This is a genomic window from Peribacillus sp. CSMR9, from assembly GCF_033141925.1.
Taxonomy (GTDB): Bacteria; Bacillota; Bacilli; order Bacillales; family DSM-1321; genus Peribacillus; species Peribacillus simplex_A.
In genome coordinates this window covers 1-26,576 of record NZ_JAOPHO010000061.1, presented here as the reverse complement: position 1 = coordinate 26,576, position 26,576 = coordinate 1, and the positions used below count along the sequence as shown (strand labels likewise).

At 36.2% G+C, this 26,576-nt stretch carries 19 protein-coding genes and 3 pseudogenes; 15 read left to right on the top strand and 7 right to left on the bottom strand.

What is annotated here, in order from left to right; all coding sequences use genetic code 11:
* Positions 1–384 precede the first annotated feature (384 nt).
* On the top strand, positions 385–1,155 hold the full coding sequence (locus tag N9I19_RS20005; protein ID WP_317778777.1) for a GH25 family lysozyme: 771 nt from the start codon (positions 385–387) through the stop codon (positions 1,153–1,155).
* A gap of 139 nt (positions 1,156–1,294) precedes the next feature.
* Here the strand turns inward: N9I19_RS20005 and N9I19_RS20000 are convergent.
* Both N9I19_RS20000 and N9I19_RS19995 read right to left on the bottom strand, forming a co-directional pair.
* Positions 1,295–2,652 (bottom strand): annotated as a pseudogene (locus tag N9I19_RS20000) (IS1182 family transposase).
* Positions 2,653–2,979: 327 nt separating this feature from the next.
* Positions 2,980–3,159 (bottom strand): H-type small acid-soluble spore protein, encoded by a 180-nt coding sequence (locus N9I19_RS19995; RefSeq protein WP_061462608.1) that lies wholly within the window; start codon positions 3,157–3,159, stop codon positions 2,980–2,982.
* Positions 3,160–3,873: 714 nt separating this feature from the next.
* Between N9I19_RS19995 and N9I19_RS19990 the strand changes: the two genes are divergently transcribed.
* From N9I19_RS19990 to N9I19_RS19980, 3 genes are all read left to right on the top strand, one after another.
* A complete protein-coding gene (locus tag N9I19_RS19990; protein WP_317778776.1) occupies positions 3,874–4,869 on the top strand; it encodes an asparaginase in 996 nt (331 codons plus the stop codon).
* A 151-nt stretch (positions 4,870–5,020) separates the two neighbouring features.
* Positions 5,021–6,454 (top strand): alanine/glycine:cation symporter family protein, encoded by a 1,434-nt coding sequence (locus N9I19_RS19985; RefSeq protein ID WP_317778775.1) that lies wholly within the window; start codon positions 5,021–5,023, stop codon positions 6,452–6,454.
* A gap of 305 nt (positions 6,455–6,759) precedes the next feature.
* Complete coding sequence (locus N9I19_RS19980) at positions 6,760–7,557, top strand: fumarylacetoacetate hydrolase family protein (RefSeq protein ID WP_317778774.1); 798 nt, start codon at positions 6,760–6,762, stop codon at positions 7,555–7,557.
* A 1,055-nt stretch (positions 7,558–8,612) separates the two neighbouring features.
* On the opposite strand, the gene N9I19_RS19975 is transcribed toward N9I19_RS19980, so the two are convergent.
* Complete coding sequence (locus N9I19_RS19975; RefSeq protein WP_317778773.1) at positions 8,613–8,786, bottom strand: hypothetical protein; 174 nt, start codon at positions 8,784–8,786, stop codon at positions 8,613–8,615.
* Positions 8,787–9,296: 510 nt separating this feature from the next.
* On the opposite strand from N9I19_RS19975, the gene N9I19_RS19970 reads away from it, so the two are divergent.
* A complete protein-coding gene (locus N9I19_RS19970) occupies positions 9,297–10,043 on the top strand; it encodes a TerC family protein (protein ID WP_061462618.1) in 747 nt (248 codons plus the stop codon).
* Between the two features lie 450 nt (positions 10,044–10,493).
* On the opposite strand, the gene N9I19_RS19965 is transcribed toward N9I19_RS19970, so the two are convergent.
* Positions 10,494–11,021 carry an isochorismatase family protein gene (locus N9I19_RS19965; RefSeq protein WP_317778772.1) on the bottom strand — a complete coding sequence of 176 codons (528 nt, stop codon included), beginning with the start codon at positions 11,019–11,021 and terminating at the stop codon, positions 10,494–10,496.
* Between the two features lie 656 nt (positions 11,022–11,677).
* Here N9I19_RS19965 and N9I19_RS19960 point away from each other — a divergent pair.
* Complete coding sequence (locus tag N9I19_RS19960; RefSeq protein WP_089364884.1) at positions 11,678–12,259, top strand: hypothetical protein; 582 nt, start codon at positions 11,678–11,680, stop codon at positions 12,257–12,259.
* Positions 12,260–12,334: 75 nt separating this feature from the next.
* Positions 12,335–12,555, top strand: a pseudogene (locus N9I19_RS19955) (recombinase family protein); the annotation flags it as partial.
* 765 nt (positions 12,556–13,320) lie between these two features.
* Here N9I19_RS19955 and N9I19_RS19950 read toward each other — a convergent pair.
* Positions 13,321–14,538: a cytochrome P450 gene (locus N9I19_RS19950; RefSeq protein ID WP_089364883.1), complete on the bottom strand. Its 1,218-nt coding sequence runs from the start codon at positions 14,536–14,538 to the stop codon at positions 13,321–13,323.
* A 1,394-nt stretch (positions 14,539–15,932) separates the two neighbouring features.
* Here N9I19_RS19950 and N9I19_RS19945 point away from each other — a divergent pair.
* The 5 genes from N9I19_RS19945 to N9I19_RS19925 all read left to right on the top strand — a co-directional run bounded on the left by N9I19_RS19945 (position 15,933) and on the right by N9I19_RS19925 (position 20,782).
* Positions 15,933–16,994 carry an ABC transporter substrate-binding protein gene (locus tag N9I19_RS19945; RefSeq protein WP_317778771.1) on the top strand — a complete coding sequence of 354 codons (1,062 nt, stop codon included), beginning with the start codon at positions 15,933–15,935 and terminating at the stop codon, positions 16,992–16,994.
* A gap of 28 nt (positions 16,995–17,022) precedes the next feature.
* Positions 17,023–17,838: an ABC transporter ATP-binding protein gene (locus N9I19_RS19940; protein WP_317778770.1), complete on the top strand. Its 816-nt coding sequence runs from the start codon at positions 17,023–17,025 to the stop codon at positions 17,836–17,838.
* 81 nt (positions 17,839–17,919) lie between these two features.
* Positions 17,920–18,684, top strand: a complete 765-nt coding sequence (locus N9I19_RS19935) for an ABC transporter permease (RefSeq protein ID WP_317778769.1) — start codon at positions 17,920–17,922, stop codon at positions 18,682–18,684.
* Positions 18,685–19,143: 459 nt separating this feature from the next.
* A complete protein-coding gene (locus N9I19_RS19930) occupies positions 19,144–20,040 on the top strand; it encodes a DMT family transporter (RefSeq protein ID WP_089364878.1) in 897 nt (298 codons plus the stop codon).
* 298 nt (positions 20,041–20,338) lie between these two features.
* Positions 20,339–20,782, top strand: coding sequence for a hypothetical protein (locus N9I19_RS19925; RefSeq protein ID WP_317778768.1), 444 nt, complete (start codon positions 20,339–20,341; stop codon positions 20,780–20,782).
* Positions 20,783–20,896: 114 nt separating this feature from the next.
* Here the strand turns inward: N9I19_RS19925 and N9I19_RS19920 are convergent, their stop codons facing one another.
* On the bottom strand, positions 20,897–22,690 hold the full coding sequence (locus N9I19_RS19920; protein WP_317778767.1) for a laminin G domain-containing metallophosphoesterase family protein: 1,794 nt from the start codon (positions 22,688–22,690) through the stop codon (positions 20,897–20,899).
* 959 nt (positions 22,691–23,649) lie between these two features.
* Between N9I19_RS19920 and N9I19_RS19915 the strand changes: the two genes are divergently transcribed.
* Positions 23,650–24,225 carry a GNAT family N-acetyltransferase gene (locus N9I19_RS19915; protein WP_317778766.1) on the top strand — a complete coding sequence of 192 codons (576 nt, stop codon included), beginning with the start codon at positions 23,650–23,652 and terminating at the stop codon, positions 24,223–24,225.
* A 68-nt stretch (positions 24,226–24,293) separates the two neighbouring features.
* Here the strand turns inward: N9I19_RS19915 and N9I19_RS19910 are convergent, their stop codons facing one another.
* Complete coding sequence (locus tag N9I19_RS19910; protein WP_061462640.1) at positions 24,294–24,620, bottom strand: antibiotic biosynthesis monooxygenase family protein; 327 nt, start codon at positions 24,618–24,620, stop codon at positions 24,294–24,296.
* A gap of 374 nt (positions 24,621–24,994) precedes the next feature.
* Between N9I19_RS19910 and N9I19_RS19905 the strand changes: the two genes are divergently transcribed.
* Both N9I19_RS19905 and N9I19_RS19900 read left to right on the top strand, forming a co-directional pair.
* Positions 24,995–25,771, top strand: a complete 777-nt coding sequence (locus N9I19_RS19905) for a nucleotidyltransferase domain-containing protein (protein WP_317778765.1) — start codon at positions 24,995–24,997, stop codon at positions 25,769–25,771.
* Between the two features lie 95 nt (positions 25,772–25,866).
* Positions 25,867–26,420 (top strand): annotated as a pseudogene (locus N9I19_RS19900) (dihydrofolate reductase family protein).
* Positions 26,421–26,576: the final 156 nt, after the last annotated feature.

Sequence of the window (26,576 nt, the reverse complement as noted above, 5' to 3'; positions counted from 1 at the left end):
TCCCCGATTGAATATCGAGAAAAGGCCGCAGCTTGAAATACTCTTTTTTTATTGTCTACTTGACAGGGTTATGTGCAGGCCCCCCCTTCTAATATTAATAAAATCAGAATAGCCATACAATAAACGTTGAAAACTAAAGCACTTTACTTTCAATCTGATTTTTAACGACTTTAAATGCTTTCACTGAAAAAAATTTTAGATGATACCCAATGAATGGTATTTATGACGGCAATAATATCCCCACAATTATAGTTTGGACAATAGGACTGTATGTTTCCACCATGAGGTATTTAAATAAACGAATAAAATCAAAATATTTGAAAAAGGATTATAATCATGCAACATTGAGTTGGTTTCCTTTTGAAAAAAGAGGAGGATATTAATATGGAAAATGTAAAGGGAATCGATGTTTCACATTGGCAAGGTGCTATTAATTGGGATGAAGTTGCTAAGGCCGGCATGAAGTTTGTATTCATTAAAGCAACCGAGGGAACGAATTATCCTAAGCTCTCGTATTTTAAAGAAAATGCTCCTCAAGCTTTGGCAGCGGGATTGAAAGTCGGGGCCTATCACTATGCTAAGTTTGCTACTGTTGCTGGGGCAAAGGCAGAGGCTGCTTATTTTTTAGATTCTATCAGCTCTTTTACTTTAAATTACCCTGTTGTTCTTGATCTTGAAGAAAATAAAAAAGGTGCAAATAAAAAAAAGTTAACCGATGCAGCAATAGCTTTTTTAGACTCTATCGAAGAAGCAGGATACACCGCTATGCTTTATACTGGTAAATACTTTCTCGAAAATACTTTAGATGAATCAAGATTGACGAAGTACGCTTTGTGGATTGCCCGATACAACAGCTCGTTGGGACGAAGCACAGATATTTGGCAGCATTCCGATTCTGGTAAGATAAGTGGTATCAGCACAAAGGTGGATTTGAATATAGCTTATAGGGATTTTACAAATACAGTAAATTCTTTTAGGACGCCCAACTCCCGTGCATTGAAAACTGAATCAACCACAACATATACTGTAACAAAAGGCGACACACTAAGCTTGATTGCAAAAAACAACAAAACAACCGTAAAATCTCTTGTTAGTCTTAACAGCATTAAAAACCCGGACAAAATTTATATCGGTCAAAAGATAAGGTTGAAATAAGAAAAGGCTCTTCTCTATAAGAGAGGAGCTCAGTTTGTCGACAAAAGGGGTTCGGAATGTATTAATTCCGAACCCCTTTTGATATTTTCTTGGAATTTTGCTCAGGATTAAGAGCTTGGGTCTCTACGAGCCCACTATGTTAGGCCATTTTTGGACCTCGCCATGTCCAATTGGCCATCTTCTTTAAATTAATGGCAGCGAAAGTAAGCATCGCCTGCATCGACAATTTTTTAAGTCCCCTTAAAGTTGTCCAACGCATACCATGCTTTTCTTTTGCATCTGCGAATACACGCTCAATCGTTTCTTTACGTTTCGCATATATAGTTTTTACATCTTGATGATGACGCAGATGATCTGCTTCTTCCACATGTGTTTGCCAAATATGCCGTGTCACCACTTTTTGATGGTCTTTGCTTTCTGTACACTGTGATAAAAATGAACATGTCTTACAAATGTGTTTGGGAGATTTGTACTCACGATATCCCTCTTTATTGGTTGTTGAGTACTTTAAAATCTCGCCCGATGGGCAAAGGTAACAGTCAAAATGTTCATCGTAAACATACTCAAGTTTGCGGAAGAATCCTTCTTTGGTTCGTGGCCGTGTATAAGGTAAAGCCGGTATGATTTCTTTGTTAAATAGGTAACTTGTAATCGCTGGTGTTTTATAAGCTGCATCTGCGGCAACGGCTTCAGGCTTTCCAACTTTCTCAATCACTTGTTCAACCAGTGGCTCTAACATATGGCTATCATGCGTATTTCCAGGTGTTACAATCGACCCTAGCACAAAACCATTGCGGTCTGCAGCCGTGTGAAATGAATAGGCAAACTGTTTTGTCCGTTCATCTTTCACATAGTAACCACTCTCAGGATCTGTTGTACTTTCTTTAATCTCTTTGGTTTCTTCCTTATAATATTTATCTGGTGGAAAAGGTTTCTTTCCATGGTTTTCACGATCTTGATTTATTTCTTCTTGAAGGCGTTCTTGATACGCTCGTGTTTCCTTGCGAACGACTTTCTTTGCGAACTTTCGCTTATTTGCACTGGCTTTCACATGAGTGGAATCAACGAATACATGCTCTGCACTTATTAACTTTCTTTCGGAAGCTGTCATTAAGATGCGATAGAAAATCTGTTCAAACAGGTCAGTATCTTTAAAGCGTCACTCGTAATTTTTCCCGAACGTTGAGAAGTGAGGCACTTTATCATGGAAACCGTAACCTAAAACCAACGGTAAGCCATATTCGTTTCAACTTCTTCAATTGTTTTACGCATCGAACGAATACCGAAGGTATTTTGAATCAATGTCAGTTTAACTAAAATAACTGGATCAATACTTGGGCGTCCTACCTCTGAATACATCTCTTTCACCAAGTCATAAATGAAAGTGAAGTCAATGGCAGCCTCCATTTTACGAACCAAATGGTTCGGTGGCACCAGTTGATCCAAAGTAATCATTTCAAGTTGATCTCGCTGAATAGAATTAAGTTTCGAAAGCATAGTCATCACCTCAAGTTTTAATACTCCTATTTTAAAACAAAAAAGACTGTAGGCAAAAGCGGTTATATCTAATTGTTAAAACAAAGTTGATTGGAGCGGGTGTGCGAGACTCCTGCGGGAAAAGCGCGTCCAAGGGAGACCCCACAGGCGCAAAGGCGCCGAGGAGGCTCCCGGACCGCCCGCGGAAAGCGAGTGCCCTACGTTCTAATCAACGTTCGAATTTTTAAAACCCTCAAAAAAAATGTAGACAAACTCGATTTTCATCGAGTTTGTCTACAGTCTGGGCTCTTCTCTATAAGAGAGGAGCTTATTTTTAATTGAAATTCATTATATTTCTTTAAGTTCATCAATGCCCACTTCTGATTTTTCCTCTAATGGTCCTCTGAGATGTACTGTAGCAGTTCTGCCGTCTTCATTTAAATTATCAATCCATACTGAAGTGCCATTATATCTCACCTCAATGTCAGATGATGAAGAAAGAATCTGTTTTACACGTTTAACATCCACATAAATCCCTCCCTGCTTATTAGTCTACTTATTATTTGGGGAAAGACTGAATTTTATTCGTTTTTTAAAGGTACTAAAAAATAAGCCTTAATTTCATGGGATTAATATATAACAAAAAGCCGCAATAATGTTGCACCTTTCCCTGTTATATGAGGGCGAGAGCTCAATTAATCTTATTGATAAGATGGAAATCCTAAAACTTAAAAATAATAGGTTGTCTGCTGAAATGGATAGGATTGTAAAAAGTGTTGAGTTGATAAAATACGAAATTTTAAGGATACTGTATGTTTAAATCTGGACTGGCGGTATATTATCCGACATGGGATAAAATCAATTGTCCACCAATTAAAGATTTTAAAATTGGAAGATTATTATTCTATATTATTTCGCGAAATGATTCACGTATATAAAAACATTTAGAAAAAAATATAATACTCTCTTTAAAAACATATAAACACGTTGAGGTATATGGTTTTTTATGCTTAAACATCTAAGTTGAAATTACTGAAATAATTACCTTTTTGATATTCACTATTTGTTCTGTGGATTCAAAAAGTGGAGGAAGTGTACGAAAATTGAATATTTTTATCTTGAATTATTATATTTATGTAACTATAATTACATTAAAAGTGCGCGAATTGAATAAATGCACGCGGATTGAATACTTTCTTTTGAAAAACTTATTGTAAAAAATAGATAGGGGAGCCATTATCATTGAAAAAATTAATGTTGTTTACGACTGGCGGAACAGTAGCCTCAATTGAAGGAGAAAACGGACTTGCACCTGAACTGCATGCCGATGATCTATTAAGTTACATACCTGAATTAAATGTACGTTGCCATATTGATACGAAGGAGTTAATGAACATTGATAGCACCAACATGCAACCAGAGTTTTGGATAGATATGGCGAATGTTATTTACGAACATTACGATCAGTATGATGGATTTATTATTACGCATGGCACCGATACAATGGGTTACACATCAGCTGCACTTTCTTATATGTTACAGGATGCATCAAAACCGATTGTTATTACAGGCTCGCAAATTCCTATTTCGTATAGTAAAACAGATGCAAAACGAAACATTTCAGATGCCATCCGTTTTGCTTGTGAAGAAATAGGTGGGGTATATATTGTATTTGACGGCAAAGTCATTCAAGGGACAAGAGGGATTAAACTTAGGACGAAAAGCTATGATGCCTTTGAAAGTATTAATTATCCGTATGTTGCATCGATACATGATGACATAATTGAATATAATAAATCCATTCATATCCAAAAAAATAAACACATTCAATTAGATACATCACTTTGTACAGATGTGGCGGTTGTTAAATTACATCCTGGGATAAAACCAGAATTTTTTGACTGCCTAAAAGGTTTGTATAAAGGAGTGGTTGTGGAGAGCTATGGAAGTGGTGGTATTCCTTTTCAAGTGCGCAACATTTTAGCGAAATTGATTGAATTAACCGAGCACGGTGTATCTGTTGTCATTACGACTCAATGTCTAGAAGAAGGAGAAGACATGGATATATATGAAGTTGGTCGGAAAATTGACCATAATCGTGTAGTGCGTTCTAAAAATATGAACACAGAAGCAATTGTGCCGAAATTGATGTGGGTGCTAGGAAAAACAACAGATCCAAAAAAGGTAAAAGAAATGATGGAAACAACGATTGCAGCAGATATTACGTTATCTTTTTGAGATACTGCCATTAAGTCATTAAATCCAATTTTTAGGAACTATAAACTCCTGTCTTTGGACAGACTTCATCAGTTGATGAAGTTGATCCTTTTTAAAATTGAAAAAAACAAGTATCTTCTAAGCTAACTAAATTTTAATAAGAGGTGTTTAAATGCAACAGTTATTACATCATGTGATTGGCGTAACAAATGATTTCCTTTGGTCAAAATTATTAATTATTATGCTTGTTTCTTGTGGGATTTATTTCACAATTAAATTGAAATTTGTACAGGTTAGAATGTTAAAGGAAATGGTCCGTGTTTTATTGGAAGGAAGAAAGGGTTCTGAAGACAGCGTTTCCCCCTTTCAAGCGTTCTGTATTGGTATGGCCGCCCGCGTTGGGACAGGTAATATTACAGGAATTGCGATTGCGATTGCATTAGGCGGTCCTGGAGCGATATTCTGGATGTGGATTATTGCAATTATTAGCTCGGCAACCAGCTTTATAGAAAGTACGTTAGCGCAAGTATATAAAGTAAAAGATAAAACTGGTTTCCGAGGCGGTCCATCCTATTATATGGAAAAAGGATTAAACAAACGTTGGATGGGAGTATTATTCTCCATTTTAATTACGCTTTCTTTCGGTCTTGTATTCAATTCTGTACAATCAAATACCGTTACAATTGCTTTTAAGAACTCATTTGGGGCAGATCGTTTAACTGTAGGGATTATCATGACACTTGCTTTCGCTGCGATTATCTTTGGCGGTGTGAAGCGTATTGGAAAAATTGCTGAATACAAGGTGATGATTCTAGGTGTGTTATACCTTGGAATGGCATTATTTGTCATAGCGATGAACATAACCAAAATGCCGGAAATTCTTTCTCTTATTATTCATAACGCGTTTGGCTTTGAACAACTGGCAGGCGGTTCAATCGGCGCTGCGTTCATGAATGGCGTTAAACGTGGTTTATTCTCGAATGAAGCTGGTATGGGAAGTGCGCCAAACGTTGCCGCAACGGCAAAAACAAGTCATCCGGTGAAACAAGGACTTATTCAGGCATTTGGCGTATTAACGGATACACTGATCATCTGTACAAGCACAGCATTTATTATTTTACTTTCGGATGCTTATAAACAACCAGGGCTAACTGGTATTGCACTTACACAAACTTCATTAACTGAACACATCGGTTCCTGGGCATCAGGTTGTCTTGCGATCTTTGTTTTCCTATTTGCATTCGGTTCGTTAATTGGTAACTATTATTATGGGGAAACAAATATTCGATTTTTACACAAAGGTAAAGTATGGTTGATTCTATATCGAATAGGCGCTTTCACCATGATTGTATTCGGAGCGGTTGCAAAAGTCGAGCTTGTATGGGATTTAGCAGATTTATTTATGGGCTTGATGGTTATCGTAAACTTAATTGCCGTTCTCTTATTATCAAAAGTAGCTTTTGCAGCATTAAGTGATTATATGAAACAGAAAAAAGCTGGTCAAGATCCTGTTTTTTATAAAGACAGCATTAAAGGTCTTGAAAATGTTGAATGTTGGGAACACTCTCAAGATGCTTCCACTTTAAAAAAGAAAAACGCCATGTAATAAAAAAGATGTGCAGACATATGAACAAATCCACCGCATATGTTTCCGTCTGACTTATTGTTTTAAAAGTAGTGTAAGTGCTTCAACTGCATTGCTTGCTCATTATTCAACGTTTCGATGAAATCGTATAAAGCCGTTTTCGTACTTCATCGAATAAAACAATCTACCACCAGGGCTTCACTTACTGAGCCCATTGTTGAGCTATGGTTATTATGGAGTTGGATTCATCGTTTGCGATTATGTTAGACCCGAATTATATATTATCTAAGTCAGTATACCTTACTTATCAAAGGAGTTAATTCATTATGCAAGTGCTACAAAAAACGCAAAAAATAGTCCGCTATCAGAATCAACAGGGCAAAATACATTACGGTATTGTTGAGGATGAGATGATATTACAACTGTCTAGCAGTTTTGCTGAACTTGTCAACAAGGAAATAAAGTATGACGGGGTAGAGCTGAAATATAGTGATGTAAAAATTCTGGAACCTGTAAAACCTTCGAAAGTGGTTAATTTCGGCTGGACATATGCAGGTCATGCGAAGGAAACAGGGGGAGAGGCAAACCTTGTAGAACCATTTCTATTCCTAAAGCCATTATCTTCGCTTATTGCAGACAAGGAGAAAATTATCCTTCCTCCAAACGATCTATCCAATCAAGTGGAACTTGAAGGGGAAGTGGCCCTTGTCATTGGAAAGCGCGGAAAAAACATTAAAGAAGAAGATGCGCTTGATTATGTGTTCGGTTGCACGATATTTAATGACGTCACAGCAAGAGACCTTACCAAAAAAGATCCACAGTTTACGCGGGGCAAAGGATTTGATACATTCGGACCTTTGGGGCCGTGCATCGTTACCGGGGTAGATCCTACAAATTTGAGAATTGTGACCACATTAAACGGCCGCGTTGTCCAAGACGGGAATACCAATCAAATGTCTCTGAGCATTCCGTTTTTAATCAGCTGGCTTTCGCAGGTGATGACGCTGGAGCCAGGTGACATTTTGGCCACGGGTTCACCATCTGGCAGCTGCCCGATTAAATCGGGGGATGAGGTCGTTGTTGAAGTCGAGAACATTGGTCGATTAACTAATGGTGTTCAGTAAGATTTGCCAGCATTCTTAAAAACCAAAAATGAAAATATTCCAATATGGATGAGCCGACTTTTTAAAATGTTCCAGGGGACATCTCCTACTATCTTTCGTAGTAATTATGATGCTACTCTCATGGGCAAAGAGATGGTTTTTTGAAGGGAAAAAGGCCGGGATGCTGTTTTTGCCCTATTAATGTGAAAAGGTTTCATAAGGCAGGTATTGTAGAGGGAATACGAATATAAAAACAACCCTGGTTTTTCTGCTCATCGTAAGATAATATTGGCTGTGCCGTTTTTTACTAGAGAATTGGTATCCGACTTTTAAACCTATCACAAGAATTATCAATGAGAACAAAAAGGCTATATTAAAAGGGATCAAGATTCATGGAGTATTAAAAGTTAATTTGGTCTTTACCGAAGGCCGGTTTAATTACATTGTAAAAATATAAAGCTGAAGATATGCAGCAAATACATGCTAGGCTTTCTGAATCAAAAGGATTATTCTAAAAAAGAGGGAGAACAAGTCTTCCTGATGACTTGTTCTCCCCTTTGATCATACGTTTGAATTGCAAGGTATGGAGAGTATCTTTTATTAAATTCTCGACCTTTTTTCATATCTTCAATCTTTAACCATTTTCGAATCAATTTTTTTAAGAGTGCACCACTCAAATGGGGTCAAAAATCCAGCAAAAACTTCTCTAAATATGACGACTTTCTTCTATTATATATACTCACCAAAAACATCTTATTACCACAAATGAATCGCATGGCGTTCTTTTTATAGCCTGTTCGAACAGGAATTTCAAGAAACTCTTAATGATGGTTTTCTTTCTGGATAATGTGGCAACAGAATAAGCTCCTTTTGTTACGACATCGGGGCTTTTTTCTGATAACCTTTCCTGATACATTGAATGTGCCGGGTAGATAGAGATTTAAAGAGGGAAGCCTCCATAACTTTTTCCAAATCTACAATGATTTCCACCAAATAAGTGAGTGATTGAACAATAAATTAAATAAGTTCTCGCTCATAGGCTTGTATGGTGCTGGCGGACTTTTCATGTAGCTGTTTTAAATGCTCTCGCCGGTGAAGAAACCACTGGAGCATTTCTGCATCGCTAAAATCTGAAAAAGGATCATGTCATTCTTTTCTGTAGCATCTAATCGTTCTTGCAACGATGTCTGCAAGACTTTTTTCCATGCACTGCCCTGAAGCTCTTTCGCTTTTTCTATCAGTTCATGCATACCTGTATCCCTCCCTTTTATCAACCATCTATCAATAAGATAAAGTATTTATTTATTAAATCCCTTTTATCGATTCTTAATACAGTATTACGAATATCTCTGGTACATCAGCAGAAGCTAGGAACATCACAACGGACATTTTATAGAATTACATTTAGTGGAATGGTAGGGGATTAATTCCTGATTCGGTAATTAAACAAAGTTGATGCTTGCCGAACTTAATGAAGTATTTTGGATTAGTCAATCTAAGTTTAAAACCCCAATTTTCCTCAATAGGAACTAAGTTTAAGCATAAAGGAATATATTATAGAGCCAAACTTCAAGAAGGGAGTTGCTTCGGCAGCTCTTTTTCTTATGGAGCATATGGGACGGAAGGGTTGAATAAGGAAGTGGATACAATGGGACAATAATGGAGGAGAAAGTGTTGGAGGGTTTATAATTCCGGTTAAATGTATAAAGACGATATTGAAGTCATTTACACATACTTATACATGCTTATAGGGAGGTATTATGGAACTATCTTTATTATTGGAGTATGGCTGGGTTTTAATTATTTTAATTTTTTTAGAAGGTTTATTATCTGCTGATAATGCATTGGTTTTAGCCATTATGTCGAAGCATTTACCAAAAGAACAGCAAAAAAAAGCAATAAATATTGGATTACTTTTAGCTTTTATATTCAGGATTGGTGCAATTTTCACGATTTCCTACCTTTTCCACGTTTGGCAGGTCCAGGCGATTGGTGCTGCGTATTTGATTTTCATCTCTTTAAAACATTTACTAAAAAAGGACCACGGGGAAAAAGAAAAAAAAGTGAAAAGCTACCGTATGACCGTTGCACAAATTGCATTAGCTGATATTGCCTTTGCCATTGATTCCATTTTAGCTGCAGTCGCTCTAGTCATTGCCTTGCCAGATACCCCCATGGGCGATATTGGAGGTATGGATGGGGCTAAATTCATTGTTATATTAATAGGAGCAATTGCAGGCTTAATCGTCATTCGGTTTGCTGCAGGTTACTTCGTTAAGATATTGACAGATCGACCTAGCCTCGAAACAGCAGCAATGTTAATCGTAGGTTGGGTAGGGGTTAAATTATTAATGCATACTCTTGCTCATCCTTCCGTGCACATTATTCCCCATGATTTTGTTGAAGGGCCCATTTGGAATATAATCTTTTGGACAGTCATGCTTCTTATTGCTTTGGGTGGATGGTTTTTATCTGGAAAAACAGAAAAAAACGATGAAGCAAAATGAGTAACGTTGTCTGAATAATTGTTCATTTAACTCACTTATTTTCAATAAAAGGAGTTCCTTAAAGTTAAATTTTGTTTACTGTTATGTTTACTTAATAAGGATTAAAGACCGACTTCAAAATTTCGGTCTGTTTTTTCTTTGTTAAAAAGTCTGTAAAACTAAATGACTTGTAACAAAAAATGCCTCTGAACTACTTGATATCGCAAAGCCAATGATAAATGCAGTTGATTCAGCTGAGCTTATTAAAACGGGAGGTGACGAATAATATGCTCGCTTAATTGCAATAGTTTGGCTATTTTTTACTGTTATATCACTCCGTCAGCAAATGGATTCAAGCTCCGTCAATTGTAGGTCGATATCAAAATCTTCCTAAAATAAAGGTTCTTTTATATTGAGGGATGACTGAGATTTCCTTTTCTTTTCTGCCACATTTGTCTGTTTATAAAATCATTAAAAGAAAATTTCTTCGGTTTTTTTTACACTGGCAAACCATTCGGCATGTATGTTGTTATGGTGATTGATTATTTGAGAAGCGTTTAAAATGTTAGAATCACATGTACTATGACCATCCTCTGCGAGAATAACTTCATAACCTTGGCTAAATGCTCGACGACAAGTTGCATCTACACATATTTCCGATTGAATTCCCGTAATGATAATTCGACTTATTTTTCTGGTTACTAATTGTTGCTGTAAATCCGTTTGTTGAAATGAATCAGGATAATCCTTTTCAATTATAACGTCTTCTTTTAAAAGAGGGATCGACGGATGAATTTCCCATCCAGGATTTCCTTTGTAATTAAGGGTTCCTGCTTTACCATTGTGTTTCGTGAAAAAAATAGGGGCCTGCTCAATTCGGGCCTTTGAAATGAGGAATTGAATATTTTTTAATAATTCATCATCTTTATATATAAGTTTATCCGAAAATGATCCTATTTGAAGGTCAATTATAAGTAATGCAGTATTTTTCCCGTTCACACTCATCCCCCGTTCATTCTTGATTTCCACTTAAGTAAGGTTTTCTAGAATTGCCATCTGATGGTTTTATGATATTTTATGTAAGGAACATCTTCAATTTAGTATTCCCTTTAAAAAGTATTTTTTGCGAAAAAGATATGAATGGATTGTTCAAGCTTCTAATGATTAGGGTCCTAGCACCATTTCACGTAAAACATACTCCAATTGTCGGGTGCTTTACCGCAGATTTCTTAACTTGTACATATTCGGCATTTTAACACTACCCAAATAAGGGGAGCTTTCACTTGAATTTGAATGTATGATTATGTAAAATTTCATACATTAATAACAGAATCTTGAGGCTTGAACATGCTCAATTTGTATTAAATTTTTAATTAATTTTTGAAGTTCTTCATTCATTTAACTCCTATAGTCTATTATATAAAAAAATTAAAGCAAGGTATCCCGTATCCATAAATTCCTAAAAATGTTTTAATCATAATAAGCTATACTGCCCTGCCCTTTTATCCATTGATGGATAAAGGAGGGTTCTTTAGTTTTCCTAAAGTATAGTTTTAGATATTTCCGTGTATTCTATAAAAATAATCCAATTTTCATTGAATTTTCATTTATACTGACAATATATTTTCCATTCAAAAGACTAGGGGTACTATACGATGAGTTCAAAACGGAATACAAGAAAAAACAATCACTTTTTATCCAGCCATATTCCAAATCCAAAAGAACTAAGAATCATCATTATCTGTTTAACCATAACCATTTGTTTATTTTTCATAGGACTTTTACTTATTTCCCTTAATCATCAGCAGCTAATGATGCAAGATTACAAACATTTTAAGATAATCGTAAAACAATTTGGGTCGATTTCAAGAATTTTATATTTTGCCGTTTTTGCTATCTATCCTGTTTTTCTTTTATTAAAGTGGAAACGTTTGAAAACGATAAAGTGGAGGAACTTTCAAATAAAAAGTTTCCTACAGTTTCTCGGAAAGTTAGTAAGAAAATGGCATGTTCCCCTTGCGTTAGCATCTACTGGAGTCGTTTTTCTTCATGGATATTTGGCGATCATTAGAGGATTTAAATGGGACTTTACGCATATCACGGGAATTCTCGCTATTTTTCTTTTGATTTTCCTCCTATTTATGGGGCTTAGACGATTCAAAAGAAAAGATAAAAAATGGCACTTTAAACTGGCTATTGGGTTTCTTATTTTATTTATGATTCATGCGTCTTTTTAATTGGATGATAAACATTACTAAAAGGAGCAGCGTCAGAAAAATGCGGATTTACAACGTTAAGAAAATTCAAATATGGCAAAGGGTCTATTGATGTTTCACCTGTTCGCAGCGTTTGCGGAATTTGATCGTAATTTGATTGAGGAACGCTCGGCTGCAGGACGTTCTGCTGCAAGAGCGCGTGGACGTCTTGAAAAGTTTGGACCGAGGATATTGACATGATGAAATCGTTCATTGAAAGTGACACACCGATTTATAGCTATTTAGAAAAAAAGGAAATCGGAAAAGTGTGGCTTTGAAACAAAGTTTGATCAAGTTAATACAAGAAACCTTGATAAATGAATAAATAGAAAGGGGATGTTTTGAAAAAAGATGGATCTTTTTCGTACCTTAATGAACTAGCGCATCTGTTAGTTTAAGTAGAAACCTTCACAATATCCCTATCTGAACATAAAACAAAAAAAGACACTTAATATTTTTCTCACTATTTCTTCGGACTGTGACATGACTTCTTTCTTTTTTACATTAAATACTTAAATAAATGACAAATAATACCCTCAAAAGGTTTAACTAGTAAACGTAATGTTTATTATATTTAATATGAGAAGTGAAAAAAAGGAAGGCGAATTGTTTTGGCTATAATTAATATTGACCAATTGCTATTAGATACTGAAGAAATTGCCGAGGAGTCAATTCCATTCCATCTCGATACATTTGACATTGATCAATTATTAGATAAAACGGATAATTGGTAAAGAAAAGCATGCCAAAGTGAAGTGAACAAGTTAGATGCGCTAAACCCCAAAATAGTATTTAAACGAAAGTGAAAACCATTTTGTGATTTTCATTTTCGTTTTTGTATTTTTAGGTCATAAAATCCGAGTACATCAATAATAAATATAGGGTTCAAACTTGACAAAGGCATTTCCAAATAAACCCAATGGGAAAGGTCGTAACTAATACACTCTCTATTTCATTGGGATTATATGGAAAAACCTCATTTTTTGTTATTGATAGGCTTTATATTGCCCAATCTATGTTTTATTCTTAGGCAGCAAGGCCCATTATCTTGTGAATTTTAAAGGAAGGCTTTTCACTCCAAAAACAAACGGACTTGGAATCGCCTCCAGCTTAGTCCCTTTTACATCTTCCAATTTGGAAAATGTACTTAATAGAGTCACGAGAGCTACTTCAGCTTCCAGACGTGCAAGTGGGGCCCCTAAACAAAAATGAATACCAAACCCGAAACTCAAATGAGGATTTAACTTTCTTTCTAACGTAAACCGGTTAGGCTCTGCAAATTTTTGTTCATCCCGGTTTGCCGAAGCTACCCAGCAAATCACTTGTTCCCCTTTTTGGATTGTTTTGCCTCCAACTTTGACATGTTCCTTTGCAATACGGCCAATTGCCTGTATTGGAGGATAAAAGCGTAATGTTTCTTCTACCAATTTTGGTATTAAAGGCAGATTTGTCCTAGCTTGTTCTTGTATTTTTTTATCTTCTGTCATATAGCGTACGGCATTTGTAATTAAATTAGTTGTTGTTTCATTCCCCGCAACTAATAATAAAACACAGAAAGATAGTAACTCTTCTTCTGTTAATTTCTCCCCATCAATTTTTGCCTCTATTAATAGCGAAATTAAATCTTCTTCAGGATTATTTTTTCTCTCTTTAATTATTTTTTTGAAATATTCTTTAAGAAACTCGTTTCCTTCCTTGCGTTTTTGTGTCATTCTTTGGAAGGCTTCACTAGAATTGTCTTTGGCCCCTTCCACGAGAACATCGGAATAAGTTTTAAAAAGATCTCGATCCTTAGTGGGGATCCCCAATAATTCGGCAATTATTATGACAGGCAACGGACCAGCAAGATCATGAACGAGATCCATAGTTCCCTTCTCTTTAACTTGATCGAGGAGATAAAGTGTCACTTCTTCGATTTTATTTGTTAAATCCTTTACTGCTTTAGGAGTGAAGGCCTTGTTCACTAAGTTTCTCATTTTCGTATGTCTAGGAGGATCCATTGTCAAAATGCTTCCTTGCAAAGTTCCAGAACCTCGTTCCGATGAAAACAGTTTTGGGTTTTTTAGAATATAATGAACGTCTTCATATCGAAACACATCCCAGCAACTTCGAGACTCGTCGTACCTTACAGGACTTTTTTGCCGTAAATCATTAAAGATTGGAAATGGAAATAATTGATCTGCGTTCGAATCAATTTCTCTCATGGGGATGAGATTAGCATACTGCTCCACTGCGCTCGTTGACTTCTGTTCTTGTGTCATGGTTTCATCTCTCCTTATATTGTCTAATATTTATACAGTAAATAATCATGAACCGGTTCATTCTTCTAAGATAACAAACTTGTAATTCGGTTTCAATTGACATAAAATGAAATATTTTTCAATAAGAAGAAAGTAATAACTTGGATTATTTGATTCACCACCTATTGAAAAACTCTTTTGAGGTCATAGCTTCTCGTTCAAGGTCATACCCGACACCAAGTGGTCGGGGGAATATCAGCTGGAATTGTTCTGTTTTTATAGCCCCAATTGCCCAAGTTATCCTGAAGCAAGAGGGTCTAGGCATCTTGACTTTGAAGTGGATGATATTAATCAGATTGAGAATTTAGAAAAGAAAACATTCCTGGTGTACCCATCCGTATTGATAAGTTAACAGGAAAAAGGTTATTGACCCTACAATAAATGGTGGAAAGTGGACAGTATTTAGATAGTCATTCACTTTTACCTAGTCCCCCAGCAAGGCTTCTTTTATTTTTCAGAAACATAAAAAGGGCTGTTAGTAACTATTAAGTACTATACAGATTTCCAGGAAGCTTCATAAGATATAAAAAAGGAGGTACAAGCAATTAAAGAAAAAATAGTTAACGCGGAAAATAGCCGCTACCGCTTAATAATAGGTACATTTCCAAAGAAACCGATGAACTGAAAATTCGTTATGGCCTATTATAATGTTATTTCAGTTCATTATTTCCCTATAATACCTAATCAAGATTGGACCCATCTTTACCCTGCTTACAAAGAAAAACTCAATTACCGAATAAATAAGTTTATTGAAATAATTACAAATAGCAAATCCATCTTATTCGTTAGGTGGGGGGCAGTTTCAGGTCACGAAGCAGTGGAATTGCAATCCGTCTTGTCTGAAATGATACCGGGAAAATTTAATATCCTCTTCATTGATCCAATAGCATGCTTGAAAGATGTTAATGAAATCGACTGGGGAATCAAGGGCATTTGTACAGTGCAAGTACCCAGCGATGGTCCTAATGATGATACTATGTGGGATTATGTTTATAATGGGCTATCCTTAACAAAAACATATTCTTAATATTGATTTTGATCCTATATTGCAAACGTTAAAATTGGTGTAGCATTAAGTCTTTTTCCTTTATTAGAAGGATGAACAGTAGAGTTATTTTTACAGAAGCAGAAAATTGTATCTCAAGAGTTAAAGGGCACTCATGATTTTAAATGAGTGTTTTTTTGTGCAGTAATCTACTTAGTTATCTAAAAATTTCGAAAATACGATTGACCAAAATAGGACGGCTGATTTAGAATTGATATGTATATGAAAAGATGTTTCGTATATAAAACTAAAAAAAGAGGAGGAAAATAGTTAGTTAGTGAATTAAATTTGATTTAGGGAGGTAAGTAATATGTTTAAGAATAAATTGGCGTTCGTTCTGCTTTGTTTGGTGTTAATAGTATCTGCATGCGGTCCAAGTGACGAAACAACTACTGAAAAAAAAGGGGATTCAGGAGGAAAAGCGGTAAAGCTTACTTTTACGGAACCTGCACGGTTATTGTCAGTTGCCCCTTTGTATGTAGCCATTGAGCAAGGTTTTTTTGAAAAGGAAGGAATTGAAGTTGAGATTGTTTCTGGTGGTGGAGGAGCACAAGTAATTGCTTCTGTATTATCAGGTGAAGCTCAGTTTGCAGTCTCAGGTCCTCGAAGTATGTTTACTCCTCTTGACAAAGGTGAAGATTTATTGGCAATTCAATCTTTAAATTCTGCGCTAACCTATCAAATTACACTCTCTAAACAATATCAAAAGAAAAAGAATGTTTCTAAAGACTCATCGCTTGAAGATAGAGTGGCTTCATTGAACGGCGCAACTATTGGTACAAATCTTGTTGGAGATTCTGGAGACGTATACACCCGTCATTTAATGCAAATGCATGGAGTTGATCCCAATACTCTTAAAACCGTCAAATTAGCAGGAGATGGATCGAAGATTGGCGGTATGCAGGAGGGGATTGTTGACGGGGGAATAGCATCACCCCCAATGGGTTTACAAGCGGAAAGTAAAGATATAGGAAACATTGTAATCAATACAAGTGAAGAGCCAATGTATGGGAATATGGTCTGGGAAGCTGTATTTGCTAAAAAAGAATACTTAGAAGAAAATCACGAAACATCTTTGAAAGTAGTTCGGGCAATTGGGCAAGGTATGGAATTCACACGTAATAATCCAAGAGAGGCAGCTGAATCGATCGTATCTTATTTTGATGGAATTGATGTTGATATTCTAGAGGAATCACTAATCGGGTTGAAAAACACTTTTAAAGGCTATGGAGAAATGAATCAAGAGGCTTGGGATAATGCCCAGGATCCATTAGTTGAATTTGGCAAGATATCAGGCGTTTCTACTAAACAGGATACAACTGAAGATGTTATTTGGACAAATAGTTATATAGAAGAGGCTTTTAAAAAATAATTAGGATGAAAAGGAGATGATAATTAAGATGGAAAATGCACAACTGGAAAACTTTAAGTTGTCTACTCGTTTTTTAGACGTTACTTACGTAAATAGTAAAACTGGTGCAGAAGTGATTGCCCTGCAGAATATAAATTTAAATATTAAAGATGGTGAATTTATATGTATTGTTGGGCCGAGCGGCTGTGGAAAAACCACTTTTTTAAATACTGTAGTTGGATTGCTAAAACCAAGTAAGGGAGAAATTCTATTAGATCAGCAAAAAATTGATGGTCCCGGCAAGGACAGGGCAATGGTTTTTCAAAACCCGAGTCTATTACCTTGGAGAACTGTTTTGGAAAATGTTCTCTATGGTGTTGAACTGTTAAAGCAAATAACCGCAGAGAAAAAGAAAGAGGCCAAAGAATTTATTGAAATGGTCGGTTTAAAAGGTTATGAAAATCATTATCCCCACGAATTGTCAGGGGGGATGCAGCAACGGGTAAACTTGGCTCGGGCATTATCGGTAAACCCGTCATTAATCTTACTGGATGAACCATTTTCGGCATTGGACGCACAAACCAGGGAATTTATGCAAGGTGAGTTACTTAGAATATGGGATGAGACAAAAAAGACAAGTCTCTTCATTACACACCAAATTGATGAAGCGGTATTTTTAGCTGATAGAGTTTTTGTTTTTGGGGCAAGGCCAGGACGTGTAGTGGAGGTTGTAGATGTTGATATACCTAGACCGAGAGATCTCCATGTAAAGCGTAGCCCGGAATTTTTAGAGTTTGTAGATCATATTTGGTCCATTATTGAACAGGAGTCTTCCAAACAAGGTTTCGATAATAAAGAGAAATAATTAATGTGAAAGGAGAATACTATGACGAAGGGTACGATCCAACTTACACAATCAAACCAAAAGATAAAAAAGGCGAAGAAAATGAAAAAAGAAAAAAAGTCATTTTTCATCAGTGTTGCTTCTGTTTTAATATTCCTGTTGCTTTGGGAAGCTGCCTCTCAAAATGAATGGATAAATCCATTGTTCATAAGCTCACCAATTGAAATTGCCCAAGCCGCAGTTTTAATGGTCCAAGAAGTTTCGTTTTGGGAAAATATGAAAGTAAGTGGTTACGAATTTGTTTCAGGCTTTGTTTTAGCCATACTTATTGGAATCCCAATAGGTGTGTTATCGGGTTGGAACTCTAACTTTAATGCTGTAGTTAACCCCTTCATTTCAGGACTATATGTAACTCCTAAAGTCGCCCTATTACCAGTGATCATCATTGCATTCGGAATAGGACCAGCATCAAAAATTGTTATCGTATTTTTGATGGCCTTCTTTCCAATAGTGATGAGCGCTCAAAAAGCTATGTTAACATTAGATCAAAACTTAATAAAAGCAGCAAGGACATTTAGTGCAAGTGAATTTCAAATTTTTAAAACAATTGCATTGCCTTCGACGGTACCATTCCTTTTAAATGGTATTCGCTTAGGAATAGGTCAAGGATTAATTGCAGTAGTTGTAGGTGAATTATTCGCTTCTACAGCTGGTATCGGATACCAATTGACAAGCAATGGTCAAAATCTACAAACAGATCGCATGTTTGTTGGCGTGTTAGTCATTACGATTACAGGAATTATTCTCACTTCATTATTAGGCATTATTGAAAGACGCTTTTCATCTTGGAAACCAGAAAATAATTAATTGAATTTACACTTTAACCGTTATTTTTCAGTATTGCAGCACAAAACGGTTACAGTGTAAAAGCCTCAAGACAATATTTCAATTAAGCTTAAATTTGGAAAAGTTAATCGTAAACAATTTTGTAGACAAAAGGGATTCTATCTGAATTTTTAATCAACGTTCATATTTTACACTCACTCAAAAAAATATAGGCAATCTTAATATCGAGTTTGTTACTGTCTAAACAAAAGGTGCTTCCTATACGAAGCACCTTTTGTTTAGCATGCTTTTCTAATCGGGATCCATAAAGATTTCCTTTCCAAGCCTATCTGGCATTTAGTTCGTCGGCGATGATTACTGACAGATAGTGCTTTAATCGTTATTTACTGTGACACTTCACAGCGAGATAGAAATTTTATTGAAGTTCTCACGTATCCATGATACCTTCAGTTTATAGGGAATGGTTGGGAGGAATAGGTTTTGAACACAAAGGCATTTTTATTGGCATTTATTACAGTTATTATTTGGGGATCTACATTCGCTGCTATTCGTGCAGGCTTGCATGGCGGGTATTCAGCTGGCCATTTGGTGCTTGTTCGTTATCTAATAGCATCAGGGGTTTTTGTCCTTTATGCTCTATGGCCTGGGGTGAAATTCCGACTCCCGAAAAAAGGGGATATGTTAAGGATATCGATTCTCTCATTAATTGGTATTAGTATTTACCACATCGGGGTGACATTCGGGGAACTAACCGTTTCGGCGGGAACCGCTGGAATGCTGATTGGTTCAGCACCTGTTTTCATCGCGATCATTGCTGCAATCGTTTTAAAAGAACGCCTTGGTTTATTGGGATGGATTGGTTTAGGCATTGGATTCATAGGAATCACCTTAATAACATTAGGTACTGCAGGCCCATCACTAAATATATCTGAAGGAGCCTTTTTAGTGCTGATGTCTGCTGTTGCTTCTGCGGTGTTTTTTGTTTTCCAAAAGCCGCTGTTTAGCCGCTATAATCCGATTGAATTGACAGCTTATTTCACATGGATTGGTACGATACCCTTTTTCATATTCTTTCCTGGGCTCTTTCAAGAAATTCAACAAGCTACAATGGAAGGTCACTTATCAGCGATTTTTGTTGGTATTTTCCCTGCGGCCATCGGTTATGTTACATGGGCAATTGCACTCTCGCTAGGAAAAGCCAGTTCCGTTTCTAGTCTGTTATACATTGAACCTGTTATTGCCATTTTCGTCGCCTGGGTTTGGCTGCAAGAGGTGCCGAGTACTCTTTCAGTAATTGGCGGCGTGATTGCCATTTTCGGAGTCCTTGTTGTCAATTTGTTCGGAAAGTATCAATCAGTGATGAAAAAAGCTGCATGAAAATTCATGGTTTATTCTAACTCAGGAATACCCCTGCCCTTATTTGTTTTATTATGACATCCTGGGGCAAGTTCGTAATTACATTGGGATTGATTGTATCTGGGAAACTAGGTTATCTACTGACTACTTTTTACATTTGAGGGCGACTTTGATTAAGTCCGCGTAACCATGTAGCGAATCATAACTTTCATTCAAATAAACTAAAACAAAGAATGTCGCTCGAGTCACTGATAAGGTGGGGCTAAAAGAAGAGAAAAGTAAAAAGATATTTCATCAATAAGACTAAAAGGGGATAGGAATGATCTATATTGCAAGAACTCAAAGGGTGCTATTAGGATTTTTAATGTCAAGTATAATCCTTCCTAACATCATTATAAAAGATTTCTCCATTGGATTCATAAGTTACATTCAATTTGCAATATTGGTTTTTCTTCTCGCAGCATTCTTCATTCATTATGAATTTATCATGGAGAATGATTGTTTATCTTACCAAATAAAATTTTGGAAAATGCCAATCTATAAAAAAGTAATCTACCCTGAACAAATCATCCAGTTGAAATTCACAACTGGCGGATGGGCAACCAAAGGCGTTATTATCTGTTTGAAAAAAGGGCTAAATATTCGGATTTTTGGTTTTAATCCAGATGAGGTCTTAAAGGATATACTGAATTACGGTAAAGAAAAAAATATATCAATTACTAAATCTAAAGATTATCTGGTTTTGGAAAAAATTACGAACTAAGCATGTCGCTTAAATTTCAGTAGAAAAATAGGCTCCAAATAAAGGAATCCCCCTAGGTTGATGATATAGCTTGGTTACACCTAGGGTAGTGGATTTTTTCTCATCTTAGTGAAATTAATTAAAGTTAAATCTATTTTTAAAGTCCCAATTCAATTTAAATGAATTATTTTCGCTAGTTAAAAATTTATAATCGATATAAGATTTTTCTTTTTTAGACATTTCATCGACAAATGGGGAAAAAGTACGGAATATCAGTTCTTTTTTCTTTTCATCAAATTCTACAAGTCGTAGCCAGCCATTCCCCCCTCGATAATTCGTTTGGTAATTGACTAGCATTTGAATGACATCATTTCCTGCTGAGTTTTGTTTGACCTGATGTGCTATTCCAAAATAATGTCCATTTACCGTCATGAACACTTGATTGTGGTCCTTAACAAGTTCCCTCCAAATCAGTCGGCCATTGGAAGACTCGGCGGCAATGGTTTTATCATCTTTAACTTTAGGGTAAATAATATCATGTGAGACGAGGATCGTCGGTTTATCTTTATGTTGATCTAGAACCTGTTTTGACCATTCCAAGTCCTTATGCAGACTTTTCATATCCACTATTAAGATTAAGTATTCATAACTTCCTGCTTTAGCCATTGCATAAGAGCTATATCCAGACGGAGAAGACCCCTTATAGTATTTTTTATTAACAAAACGCTTCGGCCCATAATGTGTTAAGAAAGGATCTCCTTTAGCATAGTCATGATTTCCGGCCGCTATCATATATGGAACTTCTTTTTTATCCATATGGGAAATGGCTCCGAGGGAATTCTGCCATTGTTCTTCTAAATCATTATCGACTATGTCCCCAACAAATGTATTCATAATAATATTGTTCTTTTTAGTGTTTTTGGAAATCCAGTTCATTTGGCTATTGAAAATCTCGGGATTTTGGCTTGAATATTTCTGGACATCTGGAACAAAAAGAAAATTATAATTCTTTCTATTCGTTAGAAAAGGTAACGCTTTGTTTGATCCTTCGAATGGTTTATCATCGCGAGCATCCTGCACAATCCATTCTTTTTCAGTCAAAGCCTTATTAGCAATACGTATTTCTTGGATATTCCCCCCGAATAGTCCACCCAGCTTATTTCCCCATTCAGATGCTCCGATGTTCCAGCCTTTACCTTTTAATGCTGCAATTCCTATGACCTTTTCTGATTTTCCGTAATCACTTACGCCATTCAAAGTTAAAGTAGTCGTGTAACTATCATTAACGACCGCCAAATGGTACCACTCATCAGGATTTAAAGCTCGGGACCAATTGCTTACATTATAATTTAAATTAGATGGATGGCTTGTCCAGTGTATTTTTTGATCACTGGATATAGTTAATGCCGAAAGGATTTTCTTCTCGCCTTCCAATTTATTAAGATCGGCAGCCTGTCCTTGTCTGGAAAAGAGACCCATGCCGCTCTTGGATTCCCTTGGCAACTTAAAAACCGCTTCAATGGTAAAACCTTTATCGAATTTCTCAGAATTTATTGGTGCATCCTTTTTGGTTTTGAAATATCTTCCTGAAGGCGCGTTCTCGTAATTTGCGAATTTCATGCTTCCCCCTTCTTGTTGATCATAATAATCTTCTTCAGACCATTGAATCATATTTTTCAATTCAGGCGAGGCAGGATCACCTATCGTCACTAACTTTAAATCATTTCCTTGTTTGCTTGTATCTTCTAAAATTAAATTACCTTTATCGATTGAACCGCTTTTAACATGTTGTTTTGTGAATTTCCAATTTGCCACGATACCGCTACGATCATTTTTAGAAGCGGGATTAAAAGAATCGGCCGACTTAGCTATACCAGGAACAATCATAAATAAGAGTGAGAGACCTATAAAAGCTTTTTTCATTCTCATAAAACATTCACCCCATTAAATATTGATTAAGCGATTTTAAGAATAACCGTTATTCATTTATTCTTTATTTACTACCTGGATAATTTGTCGAAAACTAAGCCTAGGCAGGGAGATTCTTATAAGCTGCAATATGGATATAGTTTGCTTATCTTCTTGATAACTTATTAAGGATGAGTAAAAAAGACTTATTCCTGCAAAACACATTAGGAGGTAAGGCCTAATGCGTTTGATTTACCTTGTTGAAGGAACGCTTTAATCATAAAATTATATGTTATGGTTTGATTGAATCTGAACCTCTGATGAGAAGGTAAATAAACAAGCATTTGAAAGTATAAGGACAATGATTCATCAAGAAAAATGAGGTGAATGAAATGGTAAGAAGGAGATAGATAGCCTACTGAAATTGACGTAGTATTAGGAGGCTATCTTGATTTATAGGAGATGTATGAAAAGTGAAACAAAACAAAAATGATGATGCAATTTTTTTGCGTATGAGATGACTTTGACATCCAACCTTCACTTCTCGCAAAGAGCAAACTTGGTATGTAGATGAACAAGAAAATCATCTGTTTTGGCCAGTTGGGAACTATCGATCTGAAGGTGTGCGTGAAAAAACCTTATTAACTGAAAATTCCGACATATATAAATGACTTGATTGGTGCAGGTTTCAGCATAAGAGCAGTTAAGGAACCGATGCCCTGATGAAATGTTAAAGAACGATAAAAATCGGAGGCCAATGTTCTAAATGATTTCAGCAGTAACAGAAATTGATTTATAAATGCTTGAATCAAGTAAATGGTATAAAAAGCGATACTACAAAAGTAGAACGCCTTTTTATTATTAACATTAACGAGGATTCAATAATTCTTACAGCGATAAAGAGTTGATTATCGGCATTAATTAGGTAATGATTGAAATAGTAAAGAATGGAAAAAGGGACTTGGGGGGAGGGGATTTGGATGGAAAAAGCATTTCCGCTTATTGAAACACGCCGATTGATTTTAAGGAAAGTTACAATAGAGGATGCTGGAGATATGTTTACATACCTATCTGATACAGATGTCGTGAAGCCAATGGGGTTATATCCATTCCAATCAGAAAATGAAGTATGGGATGAAATTAAGTGGTACGAATCTATATTCAAAGAAGGTACAGGAATTAGATGGGGAATTACATTAAAAGAATCCGGTAAGGTTATAGGCAGTTGCGGTTTCCTGAATATGGTCACCAAACATCATCGAGCTGAAATTGGATATGAATTAAATAAAGAGCATTGGGGAAAAGGCATTGCAAGTGAAGCATTGGAAGCCGTTGTAAAGTATGGTTATCGTCACTTTCACCTGGAAAGGATAGAAGCTTTAATTGAACCTGCTAATAGCCCATCCTATAAACTAGTGGAAAAACAAGGATTTAGAAGAGAAGGATTGCTGAGGCATTATGAATATACCTGTGGCAAATTCGATGATTTATATATGTACTCACTCATAAAAGAAGATCTTAATGACATTTTCTTATTACAGTGTGAAGACCGCTAAAAAGCGGTCTTTTTCTATAGCAGAAAATTCATAAACACAACATCTATGTACATGAAGTCTTAGTTTGCTTACTTGATTGTATAATCTCTTTCAACCTTGCAAATTCGGGTTGTGTATGACGAGTACCAATCTTTCATTCCTTTTTCTTGTGCTTTTTTGTGGGCAGCATTTTCTTTCCAAAGCTTAATGGCATCTAGGGATTTCCAATAGGATACGGTAATTCCTACTCCGTTTTGATCTCTTACGCTTTCGACTCCTAAATAGCCATCTTGTTGGGCGGCAAGTTCGTCCATGAAATCAGCGGTTGAATTGTAGCTTGTAGCATCTCTATCGTTTCTTTGAGAAGTGAAAATACAAGCGTAATAGGGTGGTTCAGGTGTATTTGCAAGAAACATGGAATGGCGCCTCCCTCTATCTTAATATTCAAAATAATATCACATAGGGAAGAACGTGGATAGGGGCTATTCCACGATATAGAAAACTGATTGTAAAATTGAAAACCGGTCCAGGTAAGAAAATATTTACAGACAGCCTGTGCAAGGTGAAGTGGAGCCTTGATCCCTAGCCAAGAAACTAATAAAAGCCTAAAAAGTTTTCGGAAGCTCTTAATTTCCTTAATAAGCCTGTTCAGCGGAAGGTTTTTTCTCCTGATGCACGAATATATTACATTTAAGGTTTTTACAAAAAAAGGAGATGGTTTCTGTGTGCGGGATTTGTCAGTAAACATAAAGAAAGAGATGTATTTTTACCGAAACAACGCGATATTCATTTGAAAAAGGCATTAAAGGATCTATCAGCAGATCCTGATGTTTTAGCTATTTACCTAGCCGGTTCATTAGCAAAAGGAAACTATGATCATTACTCTGATATAGATTTACACACCATTGTTATTTCAGAACGGAAAGCAGATTTTTTAAAGGGAAAAAGGGATAGAGCCAATAACTGGGGAAATGTTTTATTTCACGAAGACTACAATCCTTCTTCACCGTATGTCGTAACTCATTATGATACCTTTGTGAAAGTGGATAGCTGGTATCACTCACCTGAGGAAATGGTACCTTCCATCTGGTTAAAAGAGGTTGAAGTCATTTATGATCCCTTTCATATTATGGGACATGTTATTGAGGAATCAGCAAAGCAAGTGTATAAACCTTCACCAGATGAAGTTGAACATTGGAGAGGAAAGCTGCTTGCTTTTGTCCATGAAACCTACAGAGCCCTTATGAGGAGAGAAATGTTATATGCACTATCCAATCTAGATAGGATACGGTGGCTGATTGTGTCTGGGTGGTATATGGAAATGGGAGAACATATAGATGGGCCATATGGAGTTTGGTCGAAAATCGAGGGCAAAATAAGTAAATTAGATGAAAAACAATTATCCCTTTTAGAAAGTTGGAGTTGTGGACGTAATTCAAATGAAATTATTAAAACGTTGAGAGGTATGATCCCAGAATTCCTTAGACTAAATAAATATCTTTGTACTCAAGTGGGTGTCGAAACAAATGAAGATCATATCAAAAGAATAATGGATATGGCTATCTGATCCATTTTGCCAAAGTTTGAGGGACAACGTTCATATGGAGGATAATGGAGAAGTGTTCATGTAAAATGTGTAATCACTTTTGGAGGGATGACTAAGTGGCAGAATTGGTATATCATGTAGCGGTTTCACTGGACAATTTCATTGCCGATCAAGCAATGTTGGATGGGAATATCAATCAATCTTTTTTCTTATTTGAAGGTGATCATGTCCCAGACTTTTTATCCGATATCCAGAAATATGAAGCAGTGTTGATGGGAAGTAAAACATATGAATTTGGATTTCAATTCGGAGCTAAACCGGGTGAACCAGGCTATAAGGGTTTGAAACATTATATATTCTCGAACTCTCCCTTCAGTTTGAATCGAACGGGGAAGTAGAACTTATAAAAGGAAACGCCGTAGCTTTTATTGAAGACCTAAGGCAGAAAAGTGACGGTAAGTTATGGCTTTGCGGGGGCGGCGAATTGGCTGGAACGTTGTTGAAACATAAACTCATAGATCAATTGGTGCTGAAAGTGAATCCAATCATCATCGGTGAAGGTATCCCTCTTTTTGGCAGTGTTAAGCCAGGTCTGAAATTAGATTTAGTTGAAATGAAACAATATCAAAACGGAGTGATTAAATCCACGTATAATATTATTTATACATAGGAATTAGGGACGGGCAGCTAAATAAAAACTTCATTCCCTAATTAGGGATGCTTTATTTCATGGTGGGGGTTGCGTTGGAGCAGCCCTTTTCGTGCGCCCGGCATGGGTGCAATCTATAGGGTGAAAGTCCCGAACCATGAAGGCAGTAGTAGTGGT